We start from the raw sequence: 25125 nt of genomic DNA, 5'->3' as shown, positions 1-25125 counted from the left end.
GATCATGGTAGAATTCTGGCGTTGCTGAACTGGACGGCAGTCACCCCTAAGATTGGAAATGCCCGCCACCTGATTTGGTTTCGGCATCGCCGTATTCGCGTTGGCCGGCGTAGGCGAGCGATCCGTAACCTCCCAAAGCTGGTAGTTTGCAACTGCAGCTGAATAATTAAAAATCAGGAAAACCGATCAACGGTTATGACACTGAGTTTTGCCGCCGCCGGAGCGTGCAGCACGTTCGCGAAAGACGTCTGATGTTTTCGTGATCTACCAGCACCAAATTGAAGGAGGGGTGACAATGCAAGCTACGGCTTCGTCCACTTTTAATGCATGCGCGACGAACCCGGTCGATGCGCGGTTGTCCGAGCAACGGGTGGCGATCCGGCATCTTGCAGTTATCCTGGATGGCAACCGACGGTGGGCGGAGCGTTGCGGGCTGCAGTCGATCGACGGCTACCGAGCAGGAGGGCGCAACGTTCATGCCCTTTTATCGTGGTGCAGTGAGGCTGACATTCCGATGGTCACGCTTTGGCCGTTATCCGCAGAAAACCTGAGTCGCGATCCAGAAGAACTACAGGCACTGCTGACGGTCATCGCCGATGTTTTTGAAGAACTTGCATGCACCGGCCGCTGGCATCTGCGCGTGATCGGCGACCTCTCCAGTCTTCCGCCCGATGTCAAGCGCCGCATTCGCAATGCCGAGTGCCATACCGCAACCGTCGACGGGCTCGACGTGAACATCGCCGTCGGATACAGCGGCCGCCTCGAATTGTTGCATGCCATCAGAACTCTGATCGCGGATCACCTTTTGGCCGGCACTGTGAACACGTTGCAGACTGACCTAAGTTTTGAATCGATCACGAGTCGGCTCTATACAGCAGGGCAACCCGATCCGGATCTCGTCATCCGAACGTCCGGAGAGCAGCGGCTGTCGAACTTTATGCTTTGGCAGTGTGCGTTCTCTGAATTTTATTTCACGCCCGTTTGCTGGCCGGATTTCAGGCGCACGGATTTCGAGGAGGCTCTCACCGTTTATCGGTCGCGTCATCGCAGGTTCGGGCAATGAAAGTTTCCCTGCACATTCAAGCGGAAATGCCCGTCATGAATGCGCCGTGCAACATCGGTATCGCACGCGCATCGGCCACCTATACTGAAGGGCGGTTTGCGATTTTGGCCAGCGACAGGATCCTGGCTGGCGAAGTCGCTGTCGCGCATCTGATGCACCAGGAACGTCATGTTCTACCGCATGTGAGCTGCCGGCGCACGGGTGTGGCGACTCGCCGCCGCGCGTCGCGCCCAGCGACTGCTGTCTGTGCACGAAGTCAACGACCTGCTGCACATCTGGCGTCGCTACGTGGGCTCGCCACCAGAGTAGGAGCGACAGTATGGAAGGCAAGGTCACTTCCGGAGCGGACATGAATCAATCGAGACGGTCGGGCAAGCCCGAAAGCATGCTCCTCCCCAACAGCGCACTTCTGGCCACCAAGCTGAGGCTTCCAGCGTTTCACTATCCATTTCCGGACGGTCGCAATCCGAATACCGACGCCGTGGAAGTGGAAGTAGCGGAATGGGCGGTCGGCCATGCCCTCGTCGAGTGTGGCGGCAAGGGGGAAGCCATGCTGCGCAGCCTCGGCCCGGCCGACGTAATCGGTCGGATGTACCACCACATGAACCGCGAAGCGTTCCTGGCTGCGTCGATCTGGAGCGCGTGGATGTTCTTGGTGGACGAGCACTTCTGCGAGGTTGGCGCGTATCATGGATCGCCGGGCGGACTTGCACAGTTCCATCTCTGGCTAAGGGCGATCTTGACCGATCCGCGCGGATGCGACTGGCGGTCGATGTGTCAAGAGATTGTCCGCGACCTTTCGACCGAATATGCCGAACTCTGCATCAGGACGGGGGAGGCGACTGCCGACATGGCGCGGCGCATTGAGAATGTCAGCAGCCCGATGCAATACGCGCGATGGATGGAAGGCATGACCTTTTACTTTCTCAGCACCATCTGGCAGGTGGGTCTCAACATGAGCGGTCCGCCGCCAAGTGTGAGGGAGTATTTGCTCGGTCGCGCAAGCTTTGCCGGCGCGCCGCCCACCTACGCGCTGGCCGATATCGTTGCGGGATACGAGGTCCCGGGGAACGATTACCAGCACGTCCAGGTCAGGCGGCTACAGACCCTCGTGGGCACCGTCCTCAGTCTATGCAACGACGTCATGTCGTTCCCGCGCGAAATCGGCGTAATCTGGAATTTGCCGAACATTCTCATCGCACAAGGCCTGTCGCAACAAGAAGCCATCACGAATACTGTACGGATCCACAATGATGTAGTGGGCGACTATCTCGACCTGGAGGCACGGATTACCCCTTGGGCGGGCGCCGAGCTTCGTCGTTTCCTCAACGACATGGGCACACTGATGCGTGGTCACTACGACTGGGCTCGGCGGCAGAAGCGGTATGCGGCGACTGAGAACTATATTTTCGATACAACGGCAGAACCAGAAGATTTTCCGGCCGCCCGCCAGGAGAACGTCAAAGAAGATTGAGCTGAGGCAGGCCTATTCACTTATAAGACGGCGGTCGATGACGTCGATCACCTCGTCGCTTTTGACGAACGAGCCCACGTCACTGTGCAGCAGCGCCAGGACGCTCGCTTTCGAAATGGGAGGGTTTCGACCGGTGCTGTCACATTGATTGAGCGGTAAGGAAATTGAGGTAGCAGCGCGCCCATGACCGTGAGTGCACCGACCTACAAGAACCACCGTTATCCGATCGAAATCGTAGCCCGTGCTGTCTGGCTCTACTTCCGCTTTAATCTGAGCCTGCGCGATGTCGAGGAAATGCTGTTCGATCGCGGGATCGTCGTTTCCTACGAGACCATCCGCCGATGGTGCCGAAAGCACGGCCCTGATTATGCGCGCCGCATACGCCGCAAGGCGCCGACGAAAGGCGATGTCTGGCACCTCGATGAAGTCGCGGTGCGCATCAACGGTCAGAAATGCTGGTTTTGGAGAGCGGTTGATCAGATGGATATGTGCTCGACGAGATCGTCCAGACGCGCTGCAACACCAAGGCGGCCAAGCGCCTGCTGACGCGACTTCTGAAGAAGCAGGGCATGCCGCCAAAGCGCATGATCACCGACAAATTGCGCTCCTACGGGGCGGCCAAACGCCGCCCTGCCAGTAGCCGCACAGGTTCTCCGACGGTGGCATCGCCTTAACGGATTTTGCTGATCGAGGTGAAATTCGACCAGCATGACCGAAGAACCGTTTACCCGTTACCACCTCCAACGTTTTCCAGCCGAGATTATCGCCCATGCCGTGTGGTTACCGATTTCCGCTGAGCCTTCGCGATGTCGAAGACCTGCTTGCCGTAGTTTCAGACAGTGTCGGAATGGGTGGTGAAATTTGGTCTCAAGTTCACTTATCATCCGCCGACGATCAAGCGGCAACTTTGCCGACAAATGGCATCTTGATGAACTTGTGGTATCGATCAAGGGCAGGAAATACTGGCTGTGGCGTGCCGTCGATGCCTAAGGCTTTATTATAGATGCGCTTTTACAAAACCGTAGGAACAAGAGCGCTGCGCTGCGGCTGATGCGCAAGCTGCTCAAAAGCCAGGGTGCCACACCAAGGGTGATTGTCACCGACAAGCTGCGCTCCTATGCTGCCACGAAAGCTGAGTTGATATCCGGCGTTGAGCATCGATCCCACAAGGGTTGAACAACCGCGCCGAAAATTCTCATCTCCCGCTGCGGCGACAAGAGAGGCGGATGATGCGCTTCAAATCGGCGCGGCAATGTCAACGTTTCGTCTCGGTTCATGGCCAGGTCGCCAACCTCTTTCATCTCCATCGGAAACTCTCACTGCCGCAGACCACCGCCAACCCCGCGCCCGCGCCGTCAACACCTGGCGTGAATTCGCATTGTCGACCGTGCTCTGAAATTCGGGACGCGTGCCTTGCCGCGGCTACGATCCGTTAAGGCGACGCCGCCGTCACGCCCTGCCGGTCACAGGTCATGGGCCTTCACTGGCTGACACCTGGAAGAGGCATGGGATCGCGGGCCTGCCTGGAAGCTGGCGATCTCGGAGGCAGCCGAAACCATGCACAAGGAATATTGGGGCGCTGTCAATCGGATGGTGGGAATTCTCAATAGATAAAGAATAGGCCCGCTCGAATGAACTGACCCCCGAAGGTTGTCGTCCAACTTTCGGGGGTCAGTTCGAAATCGGCGGGTTTGTCAGCAGACTGAAGGGCAGCGATTGCTGCCCTTCGGATTTTATCTTAGGCCCGAACCGGAGCCCTGGCTGGAAGCAGGGCGTTGACGACGACCGCGACGCCGATATTTGCCGCGAGCGCCAGCAGTCCGGTGTAGACGGTGAAGGGTTCACCGCCAAGGCTGATCAGGTGCAGCGGCTTCCAGCCGGCATCCCAGACGAGGAAGGTGCCGCCGCAGAAACCGACGAACCAGCCTGCAAGCAGGCCGGGCGCCCGGAACGAGTTGGTGTAGAGGCCGAAGACCAGGGCCGGAAGCGTCTGCAGGATCCAGATGCCGCCGAGCAGCTGCAGGTCGAGGGCGAACTGTGTCGGCAGGAAGATGATGACGAGAAGTGCGCCGACCTTCACCACCAGCGACGTCACCTTCGCGACCTTGGCTTCGCCCGCATCGCTGACCTTGGGGTCGACATAGGCTTTCCAGAAATTGCGGGTGAAGAGATTGGCGGCGCCAATGCTCATCACCGCCGCCGGCACCAGTGCGCCGATGGCGATCGCGGCAAAGGCGAAGCCGGAGAACCAGCCCGAAAACAGCGTCTTGAACAGCGTAGGAACGACATCATTGGCGCTGTCGAGCTTCAGGTTGGCGGCATGGCCCATATAGCCGAGCAGCGCCAGCAGGCCGAGCAGCAGCGTATAGGCGGGCAGCATGATCGCGTTCTTGCGGATCGTCTCGCCGCTGTTGGAGGCAAAGATGCCGGTCAGCGTATGCGGATACATGAAGGCCGCGAGCGCCGAGCCGAGAGCAAGCGTGGCATAGGCGACATACTGATCGCCGCCGAGCAGGAGGTTGCCGGCGCCCTTGGCCTGGAAGGCCGCATCGGCTGAGGCGAAGACATTGGCATATCCGCCGAGCTTCGACGGGATGAGCGCGACCGCTGCGATCACCACGATGTAGATCATGATGTCCTTGACGAAGGCGATCAGCGCCGGGGCGCGCAGGCCCGCCGAATAGGTATAGAGCGCCAGCACGATGAAGGCGATCGCAAGCGGCAGTTCGCCATGCAGCCCGAGCGCCTTCAGCACCGCCGTCATTCCGACGAGCTGGAGGGCGATGTAAGGCATGGTGGCGATGACGCCTGTTGCCGCGACGGCGAGTTCGAGACCGCGTGATCCATACTGCCCGTGAACGACGTCGGCGGCCGTGACATAACCAAATTCCTTGGCGCGTTTCCACAGGACCGGCATGACCATGAAGACGAAGGGATAGACGACGATCGTATAGGGCAGCGCGAAGAAGCCGAAGGCGCCGACCGTATAGACCAGCGCCGGGACCGCGATCACGGTATAGGCGGTATAGAAGTCACCGCCGACGAGGAACCAGGTGATCCAGGCGCCGAAGTTGCGTCCGCCGAGGCCCCATTCATCGATATGGGCGAGCGTCTCGGGCTTGCGCCAGCGGCTGGCGACGAATCCCATGACGGTGACGAGGGCGAAGAAGAAGATGAAGACGGCAAGCGCCGTGCCATTGATGTCAGTCGTCATGGCGAACGCTCCGATAGGCAATCCAGGTCAGCGTCGCCGTGATCGGCACCCAGAGAAGCTGATACCAGTAGAAGAAGGGGAAGCCGAAAAGCGACGGCTCGCGGAGATTGTAAAATGGCGGCCAGAGCAGACCTATGTAAGGAATGATCAGCAGCCACAGCGCTGCCTTGCTACGTGGTTTTTCCATGTCGGAGTACCTTTCAGGCGCCGCAGTTGCGGTCGCCATGTTCCAGTTGTCGGCGTGGAAGGCAGGTCTGTCAGCCGGCGGCGGCAGCAGGCCCGGTTCGGGTCGCTCGAGCTTTTCCGGCGGATCGGAAGCTGATGTAACACATGTGAATTCCTCCCAACGGCTTGGCACTTGGCAAGCCGCGAATGGAGTCCTAGGACGTTGGTTTTGCACTCACAAGATGGGCGCGGCGGCGAAATACCGGGGCCTACCCAGAAGTGGGTAGGCGCGAATTCGCGTCGACTTTAGAGGCGATGCCGTGGTCGAGCGCGTAGCGGATGAGGCCCGCCGTTGTGGCGATGCCAAGCTTTTTCTTCAGGTTCTTGCGATGGGTTTCCGCCGTGGCGGCGCTTATCCCGAGCGCCTTAGCGATTTCCCGGTTGCTCCGGCCGGCAACAATCAGCCCGAGCGTATCGCGCTCGCGCGGCGTCAGGGGATCGCTCCCCTCATCCGCGCGTTCGCCCATCAATGCGTCGAAGACGCCCGACGAGAAATAGGTGCCCCCACCGGCGACGGTTTCGATTGCCGCGACGATCTCGTCCGTCGAGACGTCTTTGAGTACGTAGCCGGCGGCGCCATGCATGACGGACGAGGAAATATACTCGCGGCTGTCATGCATGGAGAGCATCACGACGTGGGTCTGCGGAAGTTCGCTCATGAACAGCTCGATTGCATCGATGCCGCTGAGCTTCGGCATGTTGATGTCCATCAGCACCACCTGCGGCTGGATCTGCCGGGCGATATCGAGCCCGGTCTGCGCGAGGCCGGCGGTGCCGGCGACTTCGATGTGATCGAAGGTTTCGAGCACGGCTTTCAGCCCGTCCAGCACCAGCGGATGGTTGTCGATCAGGAGCACCTTGATTTTCCGGCGTTCCGTCATGCGGCTTCCGCCTGCTTGCCGGCGGCAATATTTGCCGATCTCGGCATCATTGCCGTCAGCGTCGTGCCGGCCTCGCTGCTGTTGATGAGGAGCAGGCCCCGGAAGTGCGCCATCCGTTCCTGCATGTTGCGCAGGCCGAGGCCCGAGCCGCCGGACGCGCCATCCCCGGCGCCATCGAAGCCGGTGCCGTTGTCGGAGATGGTCATGCGGGCGCGGCCGCCGTCGCTCCAGAGCTTGACCGAGAGCTTCGAGGCTCCCGAATGCCGCTCGACATTATTGAAGGCCTCCTGGGCGACGCGATAAAGGGCGGTACTGGCTTCCGCCTTCAGCGTGCCGGCGAAGGCCGAGGCATCGATCTCCGTCTCGATCCCCGTGCGCTCGGCAAAGTGATGACACAGTGCCTCCAGCGCAGCCGTCAGGCCGAGGTCATCGAGCACGCGGGGGCGCAGATCATGCGAGAGCAGCCGGATTTCCTTGATCGCGCCATTCAGCGCCTCGACGCCGCGCTCGATGGTCAGCGCCGCCTCGTCGACATTGGTCCTGACCTTGCGGCCGGCGAGATCCATCGCATAACGCACGCCCAGAAGGGTCTGGGAGATGCCGTCATGCAGCTCGCGCGCCAGCCGCGTGCGCTCTTCCTCCTGGGTGTCGATCACCCGCTGCGTCAACTCCTTCAGCCGGCTGTCGGCCATGCGGCGCTCATGGAAGGTCAGCAGCATGCAGGTCGTGAACACGACCAGCACCGAAGGCACGGCGATCAGCGCGACGATGACGAAGGTCCGTCTGATGTTGGCGCGCGTCACCGCATTGGCGGCAGCGCTCTGGGCAAAGACGTCATCCAGATAGACGCCGGTGCCGACGACCCAGTGCCATTTGTCGAGGCTGACGACGAAGGAGAGCTTGTCGGCGATCTGTCCGGTCGATGGTTTCTGCCATTTGTACTGGTGCAGGCCGCCGCCGGCCTTGGCCGTGACGATCAGTTCTGCAATGACCTTATCGCCATCCGGATCGGTGAGATCGAGCCAATTGTGCCCATGCCGGAAACTCTGGCGCGGATGGACGATATTGTTGCCGTCGTAATCATAGACGAAGAAATACCCGTCCTTGCCGTAGTCGAGCGAGGTCAGGATCGCCGCCACCTGCTGCTTGGCGGCTTCGTCGTCGGCCCCGGCCTCGTCATAGATCGTCTGGATGGCGGATAGGGCAAGATTGGTCAGGTTGAGGATCTCGGCTTCCTTGGCCTTCAGCATGTTCTGCTCGAACATGTCGATGCTGTTCTTGGCAAGGTTTGCCGATTGCCAGGTAATGAAGGTGGTGATCGCGAGGATCGAGATGACAAGCGGAACGATCGCCAATGCGATGATCTGGTGTCGTAGCGTCAACGGTCATTCCTCCCAAGGATCTGCGCCCGGAATTATGCCGTTTGCCCGATCTGAGTCCAGTCGCTTGCCCGGGCGCGATCCTATTTCCAACGGCACGAACAGGCCGAGCTCGACGTCGCGCAGTACGACATTGGTGTGCATGCGCCGGATCTGCGGATTATCAGCCATGATCAGGGCGGTGATGTCGTCATAATGCTCGACATCGCGGGCGGTGACGATCGCGATCAGATCGACCGCGCCGGTGACGTAATAGACCTGCTGTATATGATCCTGCTTCTCGGCCCAGACGCGGAATTTCGCCAGCGCGCGGCGCATTCTGCCGTGTTCGCCGCGTGAGAAAGTTCATTTTGCATAGAAAATGCAAAAGAGATCGAAATTGCGCGAGGAACCGCGCAATTTATCATTGTCCTTCGCATCTCAAGTTCAGCCGGAACCATGGATGCTCCCGCGATCCGGCGTTTCCAGGAAATGATGCATCGCAGAAAAGATGACATCCGACTTGTGGGCCTCGGTTGAGATACCGAACGGCTGCGGACGGGGCTCGGCATGGACTTTCAGAGTTTCAATCTTTGGGCCCATCGCACCGTATTGGAAAACGTCGTCGAGGCGCCAGTGCATGTCATGGGCATTTCCAGGCGCTAGGCGATCGAAAAGGCGGAAGCCCTGCTCCACAAGGTAGGGCTCTTTGACAAGCGCGACGCCTATCCCGCTTTCCTTTTCGGCGGCCAGCAGCAGCGTGCGGCGATTGCAAGAGCGCTCTGCGTCGATCCCGCCGTCATGCTGTTCGACGAGCCGAGATCGGCGCTCGATCCGGAACTGGTCGGCGAGGTCCTCAAGGTCATCCGCGATCTCGCGGAGGAAGGCCGGACCATGCTGATCGTCACGCCCACTGATCCACGTCAGCCATCATCGACAACACACGAACCAGGAGAATCCCGCGAATGAAACTGCTCCCTACGCTTTTTGCCGGCGCGGCCCTTGCGCTTTCGACGGTCGCCGCGCAGGCCGAAGTCCGCTTCGGCGTCATGAACGAATCCTATCCGCCCTTCTTCGCCAAGGATGCGTCGGGTGAGTGGCAGGGATGGGAAATCGACCTGATGAACGCCGTCTGCGCAGAGATGAGGGAACAATGCTCGATCGTCGACATCTCCTGGGACGGTTTCATTCCGGCTCTTGAGAACAAGAAGTTCGACGTGATCTGGTCGTCGATGTCGAACACCGCCGGGCGCTCGAAGGTGATCGATTTCACCGACAAATATTACAACACGCCGAGCACCCTGATCGGTCCCAAGGACCGGAAGCCGGGCGCCACTGCCGAAGAGGTCAAGGGCAAGACCATCGGTATCCAGGTGTCGACGATCCAGTCGGAATATTACAAAAAGTATTTTGCCGGGGCTGCCGAGGAGAAGACCTACCAAACACTCGATGAGGCTTTCCAGGATCTGGCTTCCCCCCGCATTGACTACGTCTTGGGTGATTCACTGGCGCTCGACGCACTCCTGAAAAGCGACGGCGGCAAGGATTGCTGCGTGTCGTTTGGCATTTAATCGTAAGAATGCGCCTGTTCGAGCAGGTGATGACACCTAATTTGAGATTTTTCGGCGCGATTTTCGGCGCTTGAAACCCTCTGAGTCGGCCACGACCATTTGTGATATCTAGCATTTCTGATGAAGCTTAGCCGCGTCCAGCCATCTTTTCTATGGCGACGAATCTCACATTAACTGCCAAAATCGAAGCCGGAATCTCAAATTAAGTGCCCAATCTCAATTCAAGTGCCGCGCTATGTTGTTGAAATTATTGCATGCGGAGTCTCGCGATTAAATGCAAAACGACACCGGGCGACCATGGGCGACTTCAAAGAGACGTGCTGACTTTCGTAGGCCGATCCTCCTAGAGGATCGGAGATAGACGGCGGGATGCGTAATCTTCCACAAAAAGTTCTTGTACTTATGCGAATGTCTTTGTACTAGAGAGTATGGCAAGGACCGATTGTGGAACCTCGTCCGATCCTTCAAGAGGGAGACAAACATGAAAATACTGGTCCCCGTGAAGCGGGTGGTCGACTACAACGTTAAAATCCGCGTGAATCCCGACGGCTCGGGCGTCGACCTCACCAACGTGAAAATGTCTATGAATCCCTTCGACGAAATCTCAGTCGAGGAAGCACTTCGTATTAAGGAAGGTGGCGACGCGAGGGAAATAGTCGTCGTCTCGATCGGCCCGGCCAAGGCCGAGGAAACGCTGCGCACCGCGCTCGCCATGGGTGCCGACCGCGCAATTCTCGTCGAGACCGACGATGCCGTCGAGCCGCTCGCCGTCGCCAAGATCCTGAAGGGCGTCGCCGACGCTGAAAAGCCCGGCCTCATCATCGTCGGCAAGCAGGCGATCGATGACGACTCGAACCAGACGGGCCAGATGCTCGCGGCGCTGGCTGGAGTCGGACAGGCAACCTTCGCCTCGGCGATCGAATTGTTCAGCGATAAAGCGCGCGTCACCCGTGAAATCGATGGCGGCTTGCAGACGATCGAGATCAAGCTTCCTGCTGTCGTCACCACGGACCTTCGCCTCAACGAGCCGCGCTATGCCTCGCTGCCGAACATCATGAAGGCTAAGAAGAAACCGCTCGAAAAGAAGAGCCCGGCTGATTTCGGCGTTTCTACCGCGCCGCGCCTTAAAGTGCTGAGGACGGAAGAACCATCGGGCCGCAAGGCAGGCGTGAAGGTGAAGTCGGTCGCCGAGCTTGTCGACAAGCTCAAGAACGAAGCTGGCGTACTCTGAGATCTGGAAAGGGAGAACACGATAATGGCCATTCTTCTTCTGGCTGACCACGACAACGCGGGCCTTTCCGACCAGACCGCTAAGGCCCTGACGGCTGCAACGCAGATTGGCGGCGACGTGCATGTGCTTGTAACCGGCAAGGGCGCCAAAGCTGCGGCCGATGCCGCTGCGAAGCTCTGCGGCGTCTCCAAGGTATTGCTCGCCGAAAGCGACGATCTCGCCAACAACCTTGCCGAACCGATCGCCGACCTGATCATTTCGCTGGCCGGCAGCTACGACGCAATCATCGCGGCTGCGACCTCGAGCGGCAAGAACGTCCTGCCGCGCGTTGCTGCTCTGCTCGATGTCGCGCAGGTCTCCGAAATCGTAGAAGTTGTGTCAGCGGACACTTTCAAACGACCGATCTACGCAGGCAACGCGATCCAAACGGTCCAGGCGACCGATACGAAGAGGGTCATCACCGTTCGCACGGCGTCGTTTACTCCAGCCTCCCAAGGCTCCTCTGCTGCCGTCGAGGTTATCTCGACGGCAGCCACTTCCTCGGAGTTGTCACGCGAGATCTCAACCGCCATTGCCGCATCAGAACGCCCGGATCTCAATTCTGCCAAGATCGTAATCGCCGGTGGTAGGGCGTTGGGATCCGCTGAGAGGTTTAACGAAATCATTCTTCCTGTCGCGGATAAACTGGGTGCCGCCGTGGGCGCGTCGCGAGCCGCCGTCGATGCAGGCTACGCCCCGAACGACTGGCAGGTCGGGCAGACCGGCAAGGTCGTGGCTCCGCAGCTTTACATCGCCTGCGGCATCTCGGGTGCGATCCAGCATCTCGCCGGCATGAAGGATTCGAAGGTCATCGTCGCCATCAACAAGGACGAGGAAGCTCCGATCTTCCAGGTCGCCGATTACGGCCTCGTCGGCGATCTCTTCGAGGTACTCCCCGAGCTGCAGAAAGCTCTCTGAGCGGGAGACATCATTGGCCGGTATCAGCGCCTCAGGGAAGCTTGGCGACGATCTGCTGATCGAAGACCGTCACTTGCTCGACGGAACACCGCGCAGAAAATGGGATTCCGCGCGGCCAGCCGAACTTCAAGCAATCATTCTGGCCCTCGGTGACATCTTATTGGCTGAGCCGGTGCCGCTAATGGCAAAGTTCACTGCCGGCAAGATCATCAACCTGCTCGGAGCACGGGGAGCAGCAACGGTTGAGTCTTGCACTTCTGATGAACTCTCGTGTCTCCAACAGATCAAGGCCCTGCTAGCAGAAGCCAGCGCGACCTCACCGTCTTACAAGAGTTTGACAGACGGTCTTCTGGCGGTGGTCGACCGGGTGGATTGGTTCAAAAGAAGAGCCGGTGCCTTTGCAAGCGTCAACTTCGAGCAGAGCCATTCCCAAGGAATATTGCTCGGCCCGGGTGCACTGGAGCACCGGCTTGATGTCGTTCTCGGTCTGACTTTTCTCGGTCCATACACCCGTTTTCCTGATCATATGCAAAAACAGGCGCGTGTATTCTTGCCGCTGTCGATTGGAGAATTTCGTTTCGGCGAAGAGGAATGGAAGAGCGCTGGAGTTGGGGACGTTTTGTTCAACCCCGCGAGCAGCACATGCGCCATGCGGTGCACACAAAAGTCACTACTGGTGCTCTGGTGCCATCTCGAAGGCCAGCGGCACACACCCTAATTGAAATCATCGGAGAGAACTTAATGCGGCTTGTAATGCTTGGACCGCCCGGAGCGGGGAAGGGAACGCAGGCACAGCGTCTGTCGGAGCGCTTCAGCGTGCCCCAACTGTCGACCGGAGATATGTTACGCGCGGCGGTCGAGGCTGGCACCCCGATGGGAATGGCTGCTAAGTCAGTCATCGATGCAGGAGGCCTTGTCCAGGACGATATCGTGGTAGGCTGCGTAGTGGAACGGCTGGCCAAACCTGATGCCTGCTCGGGATTTATTCTTGATGGATTTCCGAGGACAGTTGCCCAGGCCGTAGCTCTCGACGAGGTTCTGCGGCAGAGCCGCCTCAAGCTGGACGCTGTGCTTGAGCTTGTTGTCGACGAGGATCTGCTTGTGAGGCGGCTTGAGAAGCGCGCTCAGGAGGCTATCGGGAAGGGAGAGTCTCCCAGGTCAGATGATGATCCGGTGATAATCAAGAAGCGGCTCCAAACATACCGCGAAAGCACAGCTACGCTCTCCAACTTCTATTACAACCAGGGTCGGCTGGTTTCAATTGATGGAATGCGCGAAGTGGACCAGGTGACGGCTGAGATCGTGGAGGCTCTCTCATGAACCGCATATTGAACCGCGAAGCGGGTAAGCCCATAGGGCTTTGGAACGGTCGTGTTCTGCCAGAATGGCTGGACTACAACAGCCACATGACCGAGCATCGGTATCTTCAGGTTTTCGGAGAAAGCTCTGACGCGCTCTATAAAGAGATTGGTGTGGATTTCGAGCATGCCGAAAAGGGTGCCTACTACACACTGGAAACGCACATCAAACATCGAGCCGAGGCCAAAGTCGGAACGGAGCTGTGGAGTGAAACGGAGGTTCTCGGTTACGACGAGAAGCGATTACACATCTACCACCTGCTTTTCGACACCCATGGTAAGCTTCTGGCTACAGGAGAGCACCTTTCTATTCACGTGCGCGCTTCCTCGGCCGAGCCAGCGTCTCAGGATATGATCGAAAAGATTAGATGCCTCTTTGAGGCACAGCGCTCTCTTCCTGTTCCAGAAGGTACTGGCTCCGTCCTGCGCAGGCCTCTTGTATTCAATCGAACTCGTTAGTAACGAAGGATGCCTCGTATTTCCGGGTGAGTGCACGTCTGAATAAGCACATCGTCGGTCCTAACGCCCAGGTCAGCTCCTGGCCAAAGCTCAGTTGGTGGAGCTGCATTGATTCGCAGAAGCAGGGTCAAAGACGAACAGGGTGGTGGGTCTATTCGGAATCGGCTGGGATCATACACTTAGGCAGAGATATTTGATCTCGGTGTAATCTTCTAAGCCGTATTTCGATCCCTCCCGGCCTTGGCCAGACTGCTTGACGCCGTTTCGAACCTGAACAGCGGGGCGACGGGGCCAAATGTTTCTTCACGGGCGACCTTCATCTCCGTGGTTACACCCGTCAGCACGGTAGGTTGGAAAAAGAGAGCACCTTTCTCGTGCCGCTTTCCACCCACGGCGATTTGCGCACCCTTGGAAACAGCGTCCTGGATATGTTCTTCAACCTTAGCCAAGGCCTTGCTGTCGATGAGCGGTCCGGCTGCGACACCGGCTTCGAAACCGTCACCGACTTTGATTGACGAGACCCGATCAGCCAGTTTCCTCGCGAAGGCGTCATAGATACCGGATTGCACGTAAAGCCGGTTCGCACATACGCAGGTCTGGCCGTTGTTGCGGTACTTCGAGACCATCGCGCCTTCAACGGCAGCATCTAGATCGGCGTCGTCGAACACAATGAACGGAGCGTTCCCACCCAGCTCAAGTCCGAGCTTCATGATCTGATCAGCGCCTTGGCGCATAAGAATGCGGCCTACTTCAGTCGACCCGGTAAACGTAAGTTTTCGAACCTTGTCATTATCGGTGAACTCTCGTCCTACCGAGGGTGAGTCCTTCGACAGGATTACGTTGAAAATACCCGCTGGGACTCCCGCCCGTTCCGCCAGAAGCGCTAGCGCGAGTGCAGAGAGCGGAGTTTGAGCGGCCGGTTTGGAAATCATCGCACACCCGGCGGCGATCGCAGGAGCCATCTTCCGCGCAAGCATCGCGTTCGGAAAATTCCACGGCGTGATGGCGGCGACGACCCCAACTGGCTGTTTAATGACCATGATCCGCTTATCCGAGAGATGCCCAGGGATTACGTCACCGTAGAGACGCTTAGCCTCCTCGCCGAACCATTCCACATACGATGCACCGTAGAGGATTTCCCCCTTTGCTTCCGCGAAGGGCTTTCCCATTTCGAGGGTCAAGATGGTCGCAAGGTCATCAACGTTGTCAATCATTAGATCGAAAAGCTTCCGAAGAACCCCCGCGCGCTCCTTTCCCGTCTTCTTCGCCCAGACCTTTTGAGCCTTGTGAGCAGCGGCGATCGCACGCTTTGTCTCAGTGCGGTTCATATCAGGAAGTGTCGCGAGAATTTCACCCGTCGACGGATTGCTCACGTCGAACGTCCCCCCACTATCGCTTACTGGAACCCACTCGCCGGCGATCAGCGCCTTATCGACCGCGAGCGTCGGGTCTTTGAGTTTCGAGGAGAGGTTTTGCCGAACCGTCATCGATCAACCCTCCGCCGCGACTTCGCGAATCGCTTTTTCAAGGATGCCAAGCGCTTCTGCGAACACGCTGTCTTGGATAGTGATCGGCGCGAGGAAGCGAATGACGTTCCCGTAGACGCCGCAGGTCAGCAGAATGAGGCCGTAATCCAAGGCCTTCTGGCGAACCTTGTTGGTGAAGTCGGCGTTAGGGTTCGCCGAGTTCGGCAGATTGAATTCGACGGCATTCATGAAGCCAAGGCCACGAATGTCGGCGATTTGCGGAACCGCATCACGAAGTGAATGCAGGCGCTGCTTGAGACGGTTGCCGAGAAGTTCGGCCCGCTCATTGAGGCCCTCTTGTTCGATGACATCGAGAACAGCATTGCCTGCAGCTACACCGACCGGATTACCACCGTATGTTCCACCGAGGCCTCCGGCCCCAGGGGCGTCCATGATATCAGCGCGTCCCGTTACCGCCGCGATTGGAAAACCGCCGCCAAGGCCCTTTGCCATCGTTGTGATGTCGGCCGCAACACCATAATGTTCCATCGCAAAGTGTTTGCCCGTTCGCGAGAAGCCTGTCTGAACCTCATCGGCCATTAGAAGAATTCCGTGTTTGTCTGCAAGTTGACGGAGTTTATGCATGAGGGCGCGTGGAACTTCGTAGAACCCACCTTCGCCCTGCACGGGCTCAATGATGAACGCCGCAACGCGGTTGGGATCAACGTCAGCCTTGAACAGTTTGCCGAGCACGGCAAGCGAGTCTTCCACCGATGTTCCATGCAGGTCGACCGGGAACGGAACATGGAACACCTCTGGCATCATAGCGCCGAAACCTGTCTTGTATGGCACCACCTTCCCTGTGAGGGCCATCCCCATGAACGTGCGCCCATGGAAGCCACCCGTGAAGGAGATTACCGCCGAACGGTTCGTGGCAGCACGAGCAATCTTTACAGCATTCTCAACAGCTTCCGCGACTGTCGTCACGAAGATGGTCTTCTTTTTGAAATCGCCCGGAACCAGGGCATTCAGCCGTTCTGCCAGGCGCACGTAGTTCTCGTATGGGACGACCTGATGGCAAGTGTGAGTAAAGCAATCAAGCTGGGCCTTAACTGCTTCGATGACCTTGGGATGGCGGTGGCCGGTATTCACGACTGCGATGCCAGCTGTGAAATCAATGTAGCGACGACCTTCGACGTCCCAGATTTCGGCGTTCTCGGCGCACGCTGCATAGACTTGCGTTGTGACCCCGACACCCCGAGAGACAGCGTCCGAACGGCGTGTTGCGAGTTCGGTATTGAGCATTTCGGCCTCCTAAAAAGGGGCAATTTCGATCACATATTCGGATAGACCGGTCCCTCGCCGCCCTGCGGCGGCACCCAGTTGATGTTCTGGTTTGGGTCCTTGATGTCGCAGGTCTTGCAGTGGACGCAGTTCTGGGCGTTGATGACATAGGTGTCCTTGCCGTCCTTCTCCAACCATTCGTAGACGCCTGCGGGACAATAACGCGTCGATGGACCGGAGAAGACATCGTGTTCCGACCTCTTCTGCAGATCCATGTCCCTGACCTGCAGATGCACCGGCTGATCTTCTTCATGGTTGGTGTTCGACAGGAACACGGAGGAGAGACGGTCGAAGGTGAGGACGCCATCCGGCTTCGGATAGTCGATCTGCCGGTGCTGGGCTGCGGGCTCTAGGCTCTGCGCATCCGTCTTGCCATGCTTCAGCGTGCCGAAGAAGGAGAGGCCGAACAGCTGATTCGTCCACATGTCGAGGCCGCCGAGGGCGACGCCCACAACCGTGCCGAACTTCGACCAGAGCGGCTTGACGTTACGCACCCGCTTCAGGTCCCTGCCGATATCGCTCTTGCGCCAGTCGTTTTCGATCTCGACCACCTCGTCATTGGCGCGGCCCGATGCAATTGCCTGGGCGATACGGTCGGCCGCCATCATGCCCGAGAGCACGGCATTGTGGCTGCCCTTGATGCGCGGCACGTTGACGAAGCCTGCCGAACAGCCGATCAGGGCGCCGCCGGAAAAGGAAAGCTTCGGCACCGACTGCCAACCGCCCTCGGTGATGGCGCGCGCGCCATAAGAAAGGCGCTTGCCGCCCTCGAAAGTGCCGCGGATCGCCGGATGCGTCTTGAAGCGCTGGAACTCTTCGAAGGGGTATAGGTAGGGGTTCTTGTAGTTCAGGTGGACGACGAAACCGACGGCGACGAGATTGTCTTCCAGGTGATAAAGGAAGGAACCGCCGCCGGTCGATAGGCCGAGCGGCCAGCCGAAAGAATGCTGCACGAGGCCCTGCTTGTGGTTCTCCGGCTTGACCTGCCAGAGTTCCTTGATGCCGATGCCGAACTTCGGCACGTCGCTGTTCCGCGCCAGATCGAAGTTGGCAATGAGCTGCTTGGCGAGCGAGCCGCGCACGCCCTCGCCAATCAGCACGTATCTGCCGATCAGCGCCATGCCGCGGGTATAGTTTGGACCGGGTTCGCCATTCTTCTCGATGCCCACGTCGCCGGTGGCGACACCGATGACCGCGCCCTCATCATTATAGAGCACTTCGGTCGCGGCAAAACCGGGATAGATCTCGACGCCGAGGGCTTCGGCCTTTTCGGCCAGCCAGCGACAGACGTTGCCCAGCGAGACGATATAATTGCCGTGATTGCTCATCAGCGGCGGCATCATGAAATTCGGCAGGCGGATTTTGCCCGCCGGCCCAAGAAGTAGGAATTGGTCGTCCGTCACTGCCGTCTTGAAAGGGTGGCCCTCCTCTTCGCGCCAACCCGGCAGCAGGCGGTCGATGCCGATCGGGTCGACAACGGCACCCGACAGGATATGGGCGCCCACTTCCGAACCCTTCTCGAGCACGACCACCGACAGCTCGGGGTTTACCTGTTTGAGGCGAATGGCAGCTGATAGACCAGCAGGTCCACCGCCGACGATCACCACGTCAAATTCCATACTCTCGCGTTCGGATTCCATGCTTGCTTCTGCCGATGCGCCCAGCGCGTCAATGTCAGTGTGAAATGTCCGCCACCGGAGAATGGCGGGCGATCGAACTCAATACGCGGTTACGCCTTGAAGCTTCTCGAGAGCCTCCACGTATTCGTTCAGCATGCGTTCAATCTCGCTCTTCACGGTGGTATGTTCATGCATATCGCCAACCACCTGACCTACCGCATACGTCCAGTAGTCAAGATTGCGCCCGCGCTCGGCACGCTTGTAAGGATAGCCGTTCAGGATGCTCTGCATTGGCCACTGGAGCGGCTGCGGTGCGTCCGGCTTCTGCCAGTTTTCTACATATTTAGTATAGAGCATGCGACCCTGCTTACCGGTCATAACCTTGGCGATGCGAGCATCTTCAGAAGCCGCCGCAAAAAGCTTTTCACGCATCTCAATGCTTAGATCGCTTTCCGCTGTGCCCAGCCACAGTGATCCCATCCAGACGCCTTGGCATCCGAGCGCAAGCGCCGCCAAAATCTGTGAGCCACGGGAGATGCCGCCGGCTGCAAGGACCGGCGTCCCGGCGGCTGCTTCCACAACCTGCGGCCAGAGCACCATAGAGGCGATGTTCCCGACGCTACCACCCGCTTCCGTTCCTTGTGCAACTAAAACATCGACGCCAGCTTCACGCTGTTTAGCAGCATGTCGACCTGAACCGACAAGCGCGCCGACTTTCACGCCCTTTGAATGAGCCTCCTTGACGACCCAGTCTGGCGTCACGCCAAGCGCACCGACGACGAGGTTTACGGACTTCTTGCTAAGGACGACCTCAAGCTGTTCCCGGCTCTTTTTGTTGGTCATCGACATCTTCTCAGCAGACTCGGCCAGATACTCGTCGCGATCTTTTTCAGAAAGATCGGCAATGCCTGCGTCGTCAAGCATATGCTTTACGAATTCGAGGTGGCTTTGAGGGATCATCTTTCTGTACTCAGCTGGTGTCTTTTCGACGTCTTCACCACCGGTACCGGGAAACACAAGATCCACGGAGAACGGACGACCGTCGACGCGCTGCTCGATCCATTCAATTGACATTTCGAGTTCCTCAGGCGTCATCCAGGCTGCCCCGAGCGATCCCATGCCGCCCGCCTTGGTCACTGCTGCGACAACGTCCCGGCAATGCGAGAAGGCAAAGATCGGAATTTCGATCCCCAAGATTTTCGTGATTTCTGTCTGCAAGTGTCCGTCCTCCGAGCCAGTAACAAATCGGTATCGCGCTCCAGGTGTTGAGCCTTCCACCGATCGCGCTTGTTTGTCGACCAATGGGTATAATAAACATTATGATCGGTACGTTTGTAAAGAGCCGTATTATTGATGTGCGACTTTTCCCATTCCGTGCCCCGGCTAAGGGTTGCGCAATCTCTCTGGTATTGTATTGTACTTGTCGGTATGTTAACCGACCAGGGGGCGGAGCCGTCGAGGATGTCCGCCACCTCTGGTTGAGAACGCCCGTGTGCTCGTCCGCGACTCGGACGTGAGAATTGAACGCGAAGCTGCAGGAGACATTCATGTTCGACTTTAAGGGAAAAGTAGTGGTTATCACTGGCGGCGAGACGGGAATCGGCCGGGCAACCGTCGAAGCGTTCGCGCGGGCTGGCGGGGATGTCGTGATTGCGGGCTACCTCGAGGACAAGGGGCAGGATGTTGTTTCATCGCTTGCTTCCGAAGGGATCACCGTCGAATTCGTAAAGACCGACGTCCAGCAGGAAAGCTCGATCAACAGCGTAATCGCCCATGTGCTTTCAAAGCATGGCCGGATTGACGTGCTCGTGAACAACGCATCAGTATTCGACGGCTTTGCTGGCGTACTCGATACGTCGAACGAACTGTGGGAGAAAGTCATTAACACCAACCTCCGCGGCACGTTTTACTTCTGCCGCGCCGTACTCAAAGACATGGTTGCGCGAGGCGAAGGAAGAATCATAAACGTCGCTTCCGTCGGCGGCATTCTCGGTGGTGCCGACGGTCTTGCCTACACAACGTCCAAGTTCGGAGTTATTGGCCTAACGCGCCAGATGGCCGTCGAACTGACGAAGACCGGTGTTGTGATCAACTCGGTATGCCCGGGAATGATTCAGACCGATATGCGTGGCAATTCTGCACGCATTCTGGGAGATACCGCTCCCGATATGGCCCGTGGTGTGGGGGTCAACCCCGATGCCCTGAAGCGCGTACCAGCCGGGAAGAAGGGCGCGCCACTGGATATCGCTAATGCGATCATGTTTGCGGCGTCTCCGTACGCTGGCTACATGGCCGGACATTCCCTTGTCATCGACGGCGGCTGGACCATCCAGTAGTTATGATGAAAATCGCCCCTGGCGTTCGAAAATGCCAGGGGTCGTCCCGAACAAATCTCTTTGAAGGCTGTAATCAGCGGGAAGCTTGACCCCCCCCAATCCATGATCGGGAGGCCACGACGGCCGGGCAAAAGCTCAATTCTTGATTAAAACGCCTAGAATGAGCTGGTCAGCGAACGCAGACGCAACTTCCTCGGCCGTATGTTTCAGGCCTGGCTTGAACCAGGTGTAGGCCCAATTGCACGCGCCGATTAGGCAGCTTACCGCGATGAACGGAGGAGTGTCCCTAAAAACGCCCTCGGTTACGCCCCTAGAATACAAACCCTGGATCTGCTTGTTGTACTTGCGGCGGTTGGCCGTGACGATCGCGTGCTGATCATCGATCAACTCGTTCTCATCACGATTGTAAATGGTAGCCCAGGATTGATGCTGCATTACGTTTAGAGAGTGCATCTTTACGATGCTCGCAAGAACGTCGGTCGTGCTGCCGCCCGACTGCAATGCCTCCTCAAGGCCCTCTGCATAAGTGACATCAATCTTCTCGAAAATCCGCCACAGAATCTCGTTTTTGCTCTTCATGTAATAGTAGATAATGGATTTGGTAAAACCCATCTCGGCGCTAATGTCGTCGACCGTTACCGCGCGGAACCCGCGAGCTGCGATCAAGCGCGATGCCGCTTCCAGAATCTCTTCCTGGATAAGTTCGGTTTTTTGCTGCTTGATTTTATCCCGAATGCTCGGTTTCGCGCTGATTTTCTGCGATTCCATATCCATCGGCCACCTTCTGAAGTATTTTTTCGTTCTCTACGGTATAAGAGCTGAAATGACAAGCCAAGAGCGGCACGCAGAAAAAAAAGCCGACCTGTCCTTTGGCCGGCCTTTCGTTTATTAAGTGTTATAAGACCCCGGCGTCCACCGTTTATCGGCCTTCCAGTTCGGGTTTAGGTTCGCGAACCTGTCCAGGGTAAGCTTCTCAATCGGTGCCCGCGTTTTTCCTTCGAGAGCAAGCTCCGACATGGCAATCCCCACGGAAGGAGCCATACCGAAGCCGTGACCGGCACCGGCCGCGACCAAGAGCCCTTCCGGTTCGTCGAACCTGTGAACGATCGTCTTCTGGTCTTTCGTGATGTCGAGAACGCCAGCCCAGGTTCGGAGCAGTTGCGCACCCGCGGCGACTGGAAAGGCCTCGATCATCCGACGGACGAGGTTGCGGACGATAGGGGTGTTTGGCTTAGCAGGCTCCTCGTCGGCGTTGACATCCACCCATTCGTGCGGGCCGCCGTTAGCATGAAGGTTCCCGCGCTTTGTCTGGCGGATAGAAAGACCATTGAGGCCGATGAAGCCGACGTCATACATATGGGGCAGGGGCGTTGTCACCAACGCTTCAAGTCGCACGGTCGCAACTGGAAAAGCCACGCCAAAAGGCTGAAGCAAAGTGGCGTTGTAGCCGCCAGCGCAGAGCACGACGCGATCGGCGTACACTTTATCGCGCGCCGTCCTGACCCCCTTCACCTTTCCGCCCTCTGCAATAACAGAATAGACAGGGTTGTTTTCGACAATCGTTCCGCCGCGGTCCTGGAACGCCCATGCGTACGCCTGTGAAACGCGTTGAGGATTAGCGTGGCCCGAGCGTGGTGTATAAAGACCAGCGCGCGTTTCAGGAGACAGTATTGGGATCAATTTTCGACATGCATCCGCGTCGATGATTTCGAAGCTATCGTCGGCCCGTTGGAATGCCTTGTACGTCTCATGCAGTTCGTCAACCTGCTTATCGGAGAACGCAACCCAGAGACGGCCCTTGGGCGTCCATTCGGTAGGATATCCAAGTTCTTCATCAAGTGTTCCCCATAGGTCCTCGGCCATTTTCGCTAGAGGAGCTTCATCGGGGTCGTCAGCTCTGACGCTCAGGTAGCCTGTCGCGCGAGACGAGGCTTCGTATGCGACGGGGCCTCGGTCGACAACCAACACCCCCGCGCCAGCTTTTTGAGCATTGTAAGCAGTCGACAATCCGAGAAGGCCGGAACCGACGACAATAATGTCGTAGTGATTCATCTCAATCCTCCTTACTCGGTGCCTGCCACATCGACCGGAACGACTTCCTCATGCATCCAGTGAGGCCACTTTTCGCGAGTGTGATAATCGTCATCTTCTGCTGCTATCAGGGACATGTCGATAGGGCGGATCGGGAACCGATAACTGCCTGGCCTGATATCTCGCAATGGCACGCCGAATCGTTGCGAGAGCAAGAAAGCCGCTTCGTCGCGGCAACGCTTGCCCTGGCAATGGCCCATGCCAACGCGCGTCATGCGCTTGGCAAGGTCCTGGCTGATTTTCGGTCCGCCTTCACCACCTGTCACAGGATCATGGATCACCTTGAGGCCGGCCTTGAGATAGCGCGGGGGCTGTAGATTTAGAAACTCGCCGCGCGTAACGGTTTCACACTGGCAAAGCACGACGTCAGCGCCGCCCATTTCATGCAGCTTGGCGACCCAAAGATTGATGTAGTCTGCTTGTCTGCCATCCGATTCAGCCAGTGCTGCGTTCGTTCCAGTTGGTCCATTTTCTATCGCCGCCAATGCTTTCGCCGGTTGTTCGTCGGTCGGATCGAAAGAAGAAAGCCAAAAGACCTGAGATATCGACGTTTCGCGGTCCCCCTTGACTTTAGGTACCCAGGCCGGGATCGTGTCGTCGAACCGCATTTCACAGCCCATGGCGGCTGGAAGCTCGACGTTTGGCAACACACCGATAGCGACGCAGATCGAGTCACAGGCAATTTCCGCTAAACTGCCCGAGCCATCTGCGGCGATGATGGCCGCTGACCCAATCTTGTCTGTTCCCTTGGCCTCGAGGATCACGCTCTCGTAGTAGATCGGAATTCCTTCCGACGAGACCCATTCAAGCATTTCGGTTTCTGCCTGGAACGATGCTGTGGGTTCGACGAAGCCCGCGACATCGATGCCGAAATCTCGCGCGGCCTTGGCAAATTCGACCGCCACCGCCGTCGTTCCGAGGACGAGACAGCGGCTGCCGTTGAAACACTGATAGGATTGAAGAAGTTTCAATCCAGCCTTGGCACCAAGAACGCCGGGAAGTTCCCAGCCTTTGAAGGATGGAACAAAGTCACGGGAGCCTGTCGCGAGAACCAGCTGGTCATACTCTAGAAGTTCGTTGCCTTCGCGGGAAACGATGCCGACCTTGGGAACACCTATGTGCTGTGAATTCGGCGCATTGTGAAATGCGCCCCACGCAACGACGCCAATCTTGACGTCCACGTCGTTCTCGACGCATTCGAGAAGGGCTTCGTTGGAGCTAAGGACGTTATCGAAAACGGCTGTCTCGTCGCTAAGAGATGCGGGCAGTCCCGAACCGTAAAAATACGGAGCGTCGAACGACATGCTCTTTAATTCCTGCGGATGCTCATCGACCAGCGTAACTTCATGCCCCGCCGAACCGGCCGCCAAAGCGAAGTCACAACCCAATCGGCTCGCACCAATAACGACGATACGTTTGCCGCTCATTTCGGTGTTCCCTTGTGCAGGCTGCCTTGGGCCGCCTCATGTATTGATCAAGCCGTCGCCGTGGTACCTCCCAGCGGACGGATATTGCGATCCGATTGTTACTACAACTTGCGCATCGCTGCAGCGAGTATATGCTCGTAGTCGCCAACGATGGCGACGTCAGACACCTTGAAGATACTGGCGTCGGGGTCCTTGTTGATGGCCACGATCTTCTTCGCGCCTCCGATCCCTGCTAGATGGTGGACGGCGCCGGAGATGCCAATCGCTACGTAGACATCCGGACTAACCTTCTGTCCGGAGAAGCCTACCTGGCGGCTTGACGGCACCCAGCCCATTTCCACTGCCGCACGGCTTGCACCGACTGCAGCGTCGACCTTTCCGGCGAACTCCTCGATAATCCGCCACTTGTCGCCCGAGCCTACGCCAAGACCGCCCGCCACGACCTTGCTCGCTCCACGGAGCGGAATGCCTCCTGTATCCGGCAATGCTTCCGAGGCAACAAACCGAACCCGGCCTTCGGAAGCTTCATCTGTCGACACGGCCGCCTCGACGTCGGCAAAAGCGGGCGCAGGAAGTGCCTCTCCGCTATAAAGCAAGACTGCTTGCTTGCTGCCGAGGTCGACGGTCTTCACCACCAGCCCTCCCAATGCTGGAGCCGTAGCGGTTATACCGTCGCGACCGGCATTAATCGTCTCGCAAGCCGTCAGGAATTCTGCGCCTTGCGCCGCTGCCACTTGCGGCCCCCAGTTCCTATTCGAAACCGTTCCCAAGGCAACAATGACCGATGAGTCAGACGATGCTTTACGAACTGCTTGCACCAGGTAGTCCGCTCCATCGCCTACGGGCTTCCCGGCCGAGACCGCTGAAATTTTCCGAAATACACCGCCGGCCTTGACCGTAACGGTTGAGGCAGCAGTCGTGTCAAGGATAAACAAGCCGCTGGTGTATCCAGCACTGTTGAGCGAAGCGGCCAGCGAGGCGAGGGTCCCGAATTCGGTGGCCCGGGTGTCCGCAGAGTGATGAAGTACGAATAGAGCGTTTGTCATTCCTG

20 protein-coding genes and 6 pseudogenes are annotated in these 25125 nt (G+C 58.0%); 12 read left to right on the top strand and 14 right to left on the bottom strand.

The features are described from left to right. The first annotated feature begins 259 nt into the window (after positions 1-259). The 4 genes and pseudogenes from uppS to BN77_RS30125 all read left to right on the top strand — a co-directional run bounded on the left by uppS (position 260) and on the right by BN77_RS30125 (position 3933). Positions 260-1063: a polyprenyl diphosphate synthase gene (gene uppS / locus BN77_RS30140; RefSeq protein ID WP_202902649.1), complete on the top strand. Its 804-nt coding sequence runs from the start codon at positions 260-262 to the stop codon at positions 1061-1063. A gap of 349 nt (positions 1064-1412) precedes the next feature. After that, a complete protein-coding gene (locus BN77_RS30135) occupies positions 1413-2537 on the top strand; it encodes a terpene synthase family protein (protein WP_131815367.1) in 1125 nt (374 codons plus the stop codon). A gap of 183 nt (positions 2538-2720) precedes the next feature. Further along, positions 2721-3163, top strand: a pseudogene (locus BN77_RS30130) (IS6 family transposase); the annotation flags it as partial. An 82-nt stretch (positions 3164-3245) separates the two neighbouring features. Beyond that, positions 3246-3933, top strand: a pseudogene (locus BN77_RS30125) (IS6 family transposase). 342 nt (positions 3934-4275) lie between these two features. Here BN77_RS30125 and mctP read toward each other — a convergent pair. The 6 genes and pseudogenes from mctP to BN77_RS34345 all read right to left on the bottom strand — a co-directional run bounded on the left by mctP (position 4276) and on the right by BN77_RS34345 (position 8857). Then, entirely contained in the window at positions 4276-5751 is a 1476-nt protein-coding gene (mctP, locus tag BN77_RS30120; RefSeq protein ID WP_007539444.1) for a monocarboxylate uptake permease MctP, read from the bottom strand. After that, positions 5741-5938, bottom strand: coding sequence for a DUF3311 domain-containing protein (locus BN77_RS30115; protein ID WP_007539443.1), 198 nt, complete (start codon positions 5936-5938; stop codon positions 5741-5743). Before BN77_RS30115 ends, mctP begins: the two co-directional genes overlap by 11 nt. A 247-nt stretch (positions 5939-6185) precedes the next feature. After that, a complete protein-coding gene (mctR, locus tag BN77_RS30110) occupies positions 6186-6857 on the bottom strand; it encodes a two-component system response regulator MctR (protein WP_007539441.1) in 672 nt (223 codons plus the stop codon). Next, a complete protein-coding gene (gene mctS / locus BN77_RS30105; RefSeq protein ID WP_007539439.1) occupies positions 6854-8239 on the bottom strand; it encodes a two-component system sensor histidine kinase MctS in 1386 nt (461 codons plus the stop codon). The genes mctR and mctS overlap by 4 nt, the downstream gene beginning before the upstream one ends. A gap of 3 nt (positions 8240-8242) precedes the next feature. After that, positions 8243-8545, bottom strand: a pseudogene (locus tag BN77_RS30100) (Lrp/AsnC ligand binding domain-containing protein); the annotation flags it as partial. Between the two features lie 117 nt (positions 8546-8662). Continuing rightward, complete coding sequence (locus BN77_RS34345) at positions 8663-8857, bottom strand: hypothetical protein (protein ID WP_028749031.1); 195 nt, start codon at positions 8855-8857, stop codon at positions 8663-8665. Between BN77_RS34345 and BN77_RS30095 the strand changes: the two are divergent. The 7 genes and pseudogenes from BN77_RS30095 to BN77_RS30065 form a co-directional block, all read left to right on the top strand. After that, positions 8762-9124: pseudogene (locus BN77_RS30095) on the top strand (ATP-binding cassette domain-containing protein); the annotation flags it as partial. The gene BN77_RS34345 and the pseudogene BN77_RS30095 overlap by 96 nt on opposite strands. Positions 9125-9180: 56 nt before the next feature. Further along, positions 9181-9780: pseudogene (locus tag BN77_RS30090) on the top strand (transporter substrate-binding domain-containing protein); the annotation flags it as partial. A gap of 487 nt (positions 9781-10267) precedes the next feature. Further along, positions 10268-11017, top strand: coding sequence for an electron transfer flavoprotein subunit beta/FixA family protein (locus tag BN77_RS30085; RefSeq protein ID WP_007539432.1), 750 nt, complete (start codon positions 10268-10270; stop codon positions 11015-11017). 24 nt (positions 11018-11041) lie between these two features. Beyond that, positions 11042-11974: an electron transfer flavoprotein subunit alpha/FixB family protein gene (locus tag BN77_RS30080; protein ID WP_007539430.1), complete on the top strand. Its 933-nt coding sequence runs from the start codon at positions 11042-11044 to the stop codon at positions 11972-11974. Positions 11975-11987: 13 nt separating this feature from the next. Next, positions 11988-12692, top strand: a complete 705-nt coding sequence (locus tag BN77_RS31725; RefSeq protein WP_007539428.1) for a dimethylsulfonioproprionate lyase family protein — start codon at positions 11988-11990, stop codon at positions 12690-12692. A gap of 23 nt (positions 12693-12715) precedes the next feature. Then, positions 12716-13294 carry an adenylate kinase gene (locus BN77_RS30070; RefSeq protein ID WP_007539426.1) on the top strand — a complete coding sequence of 193 codons (579 nt, stop codon included), beginning with the start codon at positions 12716-12718 and terminating at the stop codon, positions 13292-13294. Then, positions 13291-13791: a thioesterase family protein gene (locus BN77_RS30065; RefSeq protein ID WP_007539424.1), complete on the top strand. Its 501-nt coding sequence runs from the start codon at positions 13291-13293 to the stop codon at positions 13789-13791. Before BN77_RS30070 ends, BN77_RS30065 begins: the two co-directional genes overlap by 4 nt. Positions 13792-13962: 171 nt before the next feature. Here the strand turns inward: BN77_RS30065 and BN77_RS30060 are convergent. From BN77_RS30060 to BN77_RS30045, 4 genes and pseudogenes are all read right to left on the bottom strand, one after another. Further along, positions 13963-15278: pseudogene (locus tag BN77_RS30060) on the bottom strand (NAD-dependent succinate-semialdehyde dehydrogenase). A gap of 3 nt (positions 15279-15281) precedes the next feature. Next, positions 15282-16562 carry a 4-aminobutyrate--2-oxoglutarate transaminase gene (locus BN77_RS30055; RefSeq protein ID WP_007539419.1) on the bottom strand — a complete coding sequence of 427 codons (1281 nt, stop codon included), beginning with the start codon at positions 16560-16562 and terminating at the stop codon, positions 15282-15284. A gap of 29 nt (positions 16563-16591) precedes the next feature. After that, on the bottom strand, positions 16592-18241 hold the full coding sequence (locus tag BN77_RS30050; protein ID WP_007539417.1) for an electron transfer flavoprotein-ubiquinone oxidoreductase: 1650 nt from the start codon (positions 18239-18241) through the stop codon (positions 16592-16594). A gap of 78 nt (positions 18242-18319) precedes the next feature. Further along, positions 18320-19438: a nitronate monooxygenase gene (locus BN77_RS30045; protein ID WP_007539415.1), complete on the bottom strand. Its 1119-nt coding sequence runs from the start codon at positions 19436-19438 to the stop codon at positions 18320-18322. Positions 19439-19767: 329 nt separating this feature from the next. Here BN77_RS30045 and BN77_RS30040 point away from each other — a divergent pair, with 329 nt between their 5' ends. Beyond that, positions 19768-20556 (top strand): SDR family NAD(P)-dependent oxidoreductase, encoded by a 789-nt coding sequence (locus BN77_RS30040; RefSeq protein ID WP_007539414.1) that lies wholly within the window; start codon positions 19768-19770, stop codon positions 20554-20556. 135 nt (positions 20557-20691) lie between these two features. On the opposite strand, the gene BN77_RS30035 is transcribed toward BN77_RS30040, so the two are convergent. The 4 genes from BN77_RS30035 to BN77_RS30020 form a co-directional block, all read right to left on the bottom strand. After that, complete coding sequence (locus BN77_RS30035; RefSeq protein ID WP_007539412.1) at positions 20692-21330, bottom strand: TetR/AcrR family transcriptional regulator; 639 nt, start codon at positions 21328-21330, stop codon at positions 20692-20694. Positions 21331-21444: 114 nt separating this feature from the next. After that, positions 21445-22608, bottom strand: a complete 1164-nt coding sequence (locus BN77_RS30030) for an NAD(P)/FAD-dependent oxidoreductase (protein WP_007539410.1) — start codon at positions 22606-22608, stop codon at positions 21445-21447. Positions 22609-22619: 11 nt separating this feature from the next. Then, entirely contained in the window at positions 22620-24074 is a 1455-nt protein-coding gene (locus BN77_RS30025) for an FAD-dependent oxidoreductase (RefSeq protein WP_007539408.1), read from the bottom strand. Positions 24075-24175: 101 nt separating this feature from the next. Then, entirely contained in the window at positions 24176-25120 is a 945-nt protein-coding gene (locus BN77_RS30020) for an electron transfer flavoprotein subunit alpha/FixB family protein (protein WP_007539406.1), read from the bottom strand. Between the last annotated feature and the right edge of the window lie 5 nt (positions 25121-25125).

The organism is Rhizobium mesoamericanum STM3625, from assembly GCF_000312665.1.
In the GTDB taxonomy this organism is placed as follows: domain Bacteria; phylum Pseudomonadota; class Alphaproteobacteria; order Rhizobiales; family Rhizobiaceae; genus Rhizobium; species Rhizobium mesoamericanum.
Note: the sequence above shows the minus strand (reverse complement) of the source record. Positions and strands in the feature narration are given on the sequence as shown.

Excerpts from the sequence above, each read along its gene's own strand:
- BN77_RS30135 (WP_131815367.1), top strand. The coding sequence starts at position 1,413 with ATGAATCAATCGAGACGGTCGGGCAAGCCCGAAAGCATGCTCCTCCCC.
- mctP (WP_007539444.1), bottom strand. The coding sequence starts at position 5,751 with ATGACGACTGACATCAATGGCACGGCGCTTGCCGTCTTCATCTTCTTC.
- BN77_RS30115 (WP_007539443.1), bottom strand. The coding sequence starts at position 5,938 with ATGGAAAAACCACGTAGCAAGGCAGCGCTGTGGCTGCTGATCATTCCT.
- mctR (WP_007539441.1), bottom strand. The coding sequence starts at position 6,857 with ATGACGGAACGCCGGAAAATCAAGGTGCTCCTGATCGACAACCATCCG.
- BN77_RS34345 (WP_028749031.1), bottom strand. The coding sequence starts at position 8,857 with ATGCACTGGCGCCTCGACGACGTTTTCCAATACGGTGCGATGGGCCCA.
- BN77_RS30085 (WP_007539432.1), top strand. The coding sequence starts at position 10,268 with ATGAAAATACTGGTCCCCGTGAAGCGGGTGGTCGACTACAACGTTAAA.
- BN77_RS30080 (WP_007539430.1), top strand. The coding sequence starts at position 11,042 with ATGGCCATTCTTCTTCTGGCTGACCACGACAACGCGGGCCTTTCCGAC.
- BN77_RS30070 (WP_007539426.1), top strand. The coding sequence starts at position 12,716 with ATGCGGCTTGTAATGCTTGGACCGCCCGGAGCGGGGAAGGGAACGCAG.
- BN77_RS30065 (WP_007539424.1), top strand. The coding sequence starts at position 13,291 with ATGAACCGCATATTGAACCGCGAAGCGGGTAAGCCCATAGGGCTTTGG.
- BN77_RS30055 (WP_007539419.1), bottom strand. The coding sequence starts at position 16,562 with ATGCTCAATACCGAACTCGCAACACGCCGTTCGGACGCTGTCTCTCGG.
- BN77_RS30050 (WP_007539417.1), bottom strand. The coding sequence starts at position 18,241 with ATGGAATCCGAACGCGAGAGTATGGAATTTGACGTGGTGATCGTCGGC.
- BN77_RS30040 (WP_007539414.1), top strand. The coding sequence starts at position 19,768 with ATGTTCGACTTTAAGGGAAAAGTAGTGGTTATCACTGGCGGCGAGACG.
- BN77_RS30035 (WP_007539412.1), bottom strand. The coding sequence starts at position 21,330 with ATGGATATGGAATCGCAGAAAATCAGCGCGAAACCGAGCATTCGGGAT.
- BN77_RS30030 (WP_007539410.1), bottom strand. The coding sequence starts at position 22,608 with ATGAATCACTACGACATTATTGTCGTCGGTTCCGGCCTTCTCGGATTG.
- BN77_RS30025 (WP_007539408.1), bottom strand. The coding sequence starts at position 24,074 with ATGAGCGGCAAACGTATCGTCGTTATTGGTGCGAGCCGATTGGGTTGT.
- BN77_RS30020 (WP_007539406.1), bottom strand. The coding sequence starts at position 25,120 with ATGACAAACGCTCTATTCGTACTTCATCACTCTGCGGACACCCGGGCC.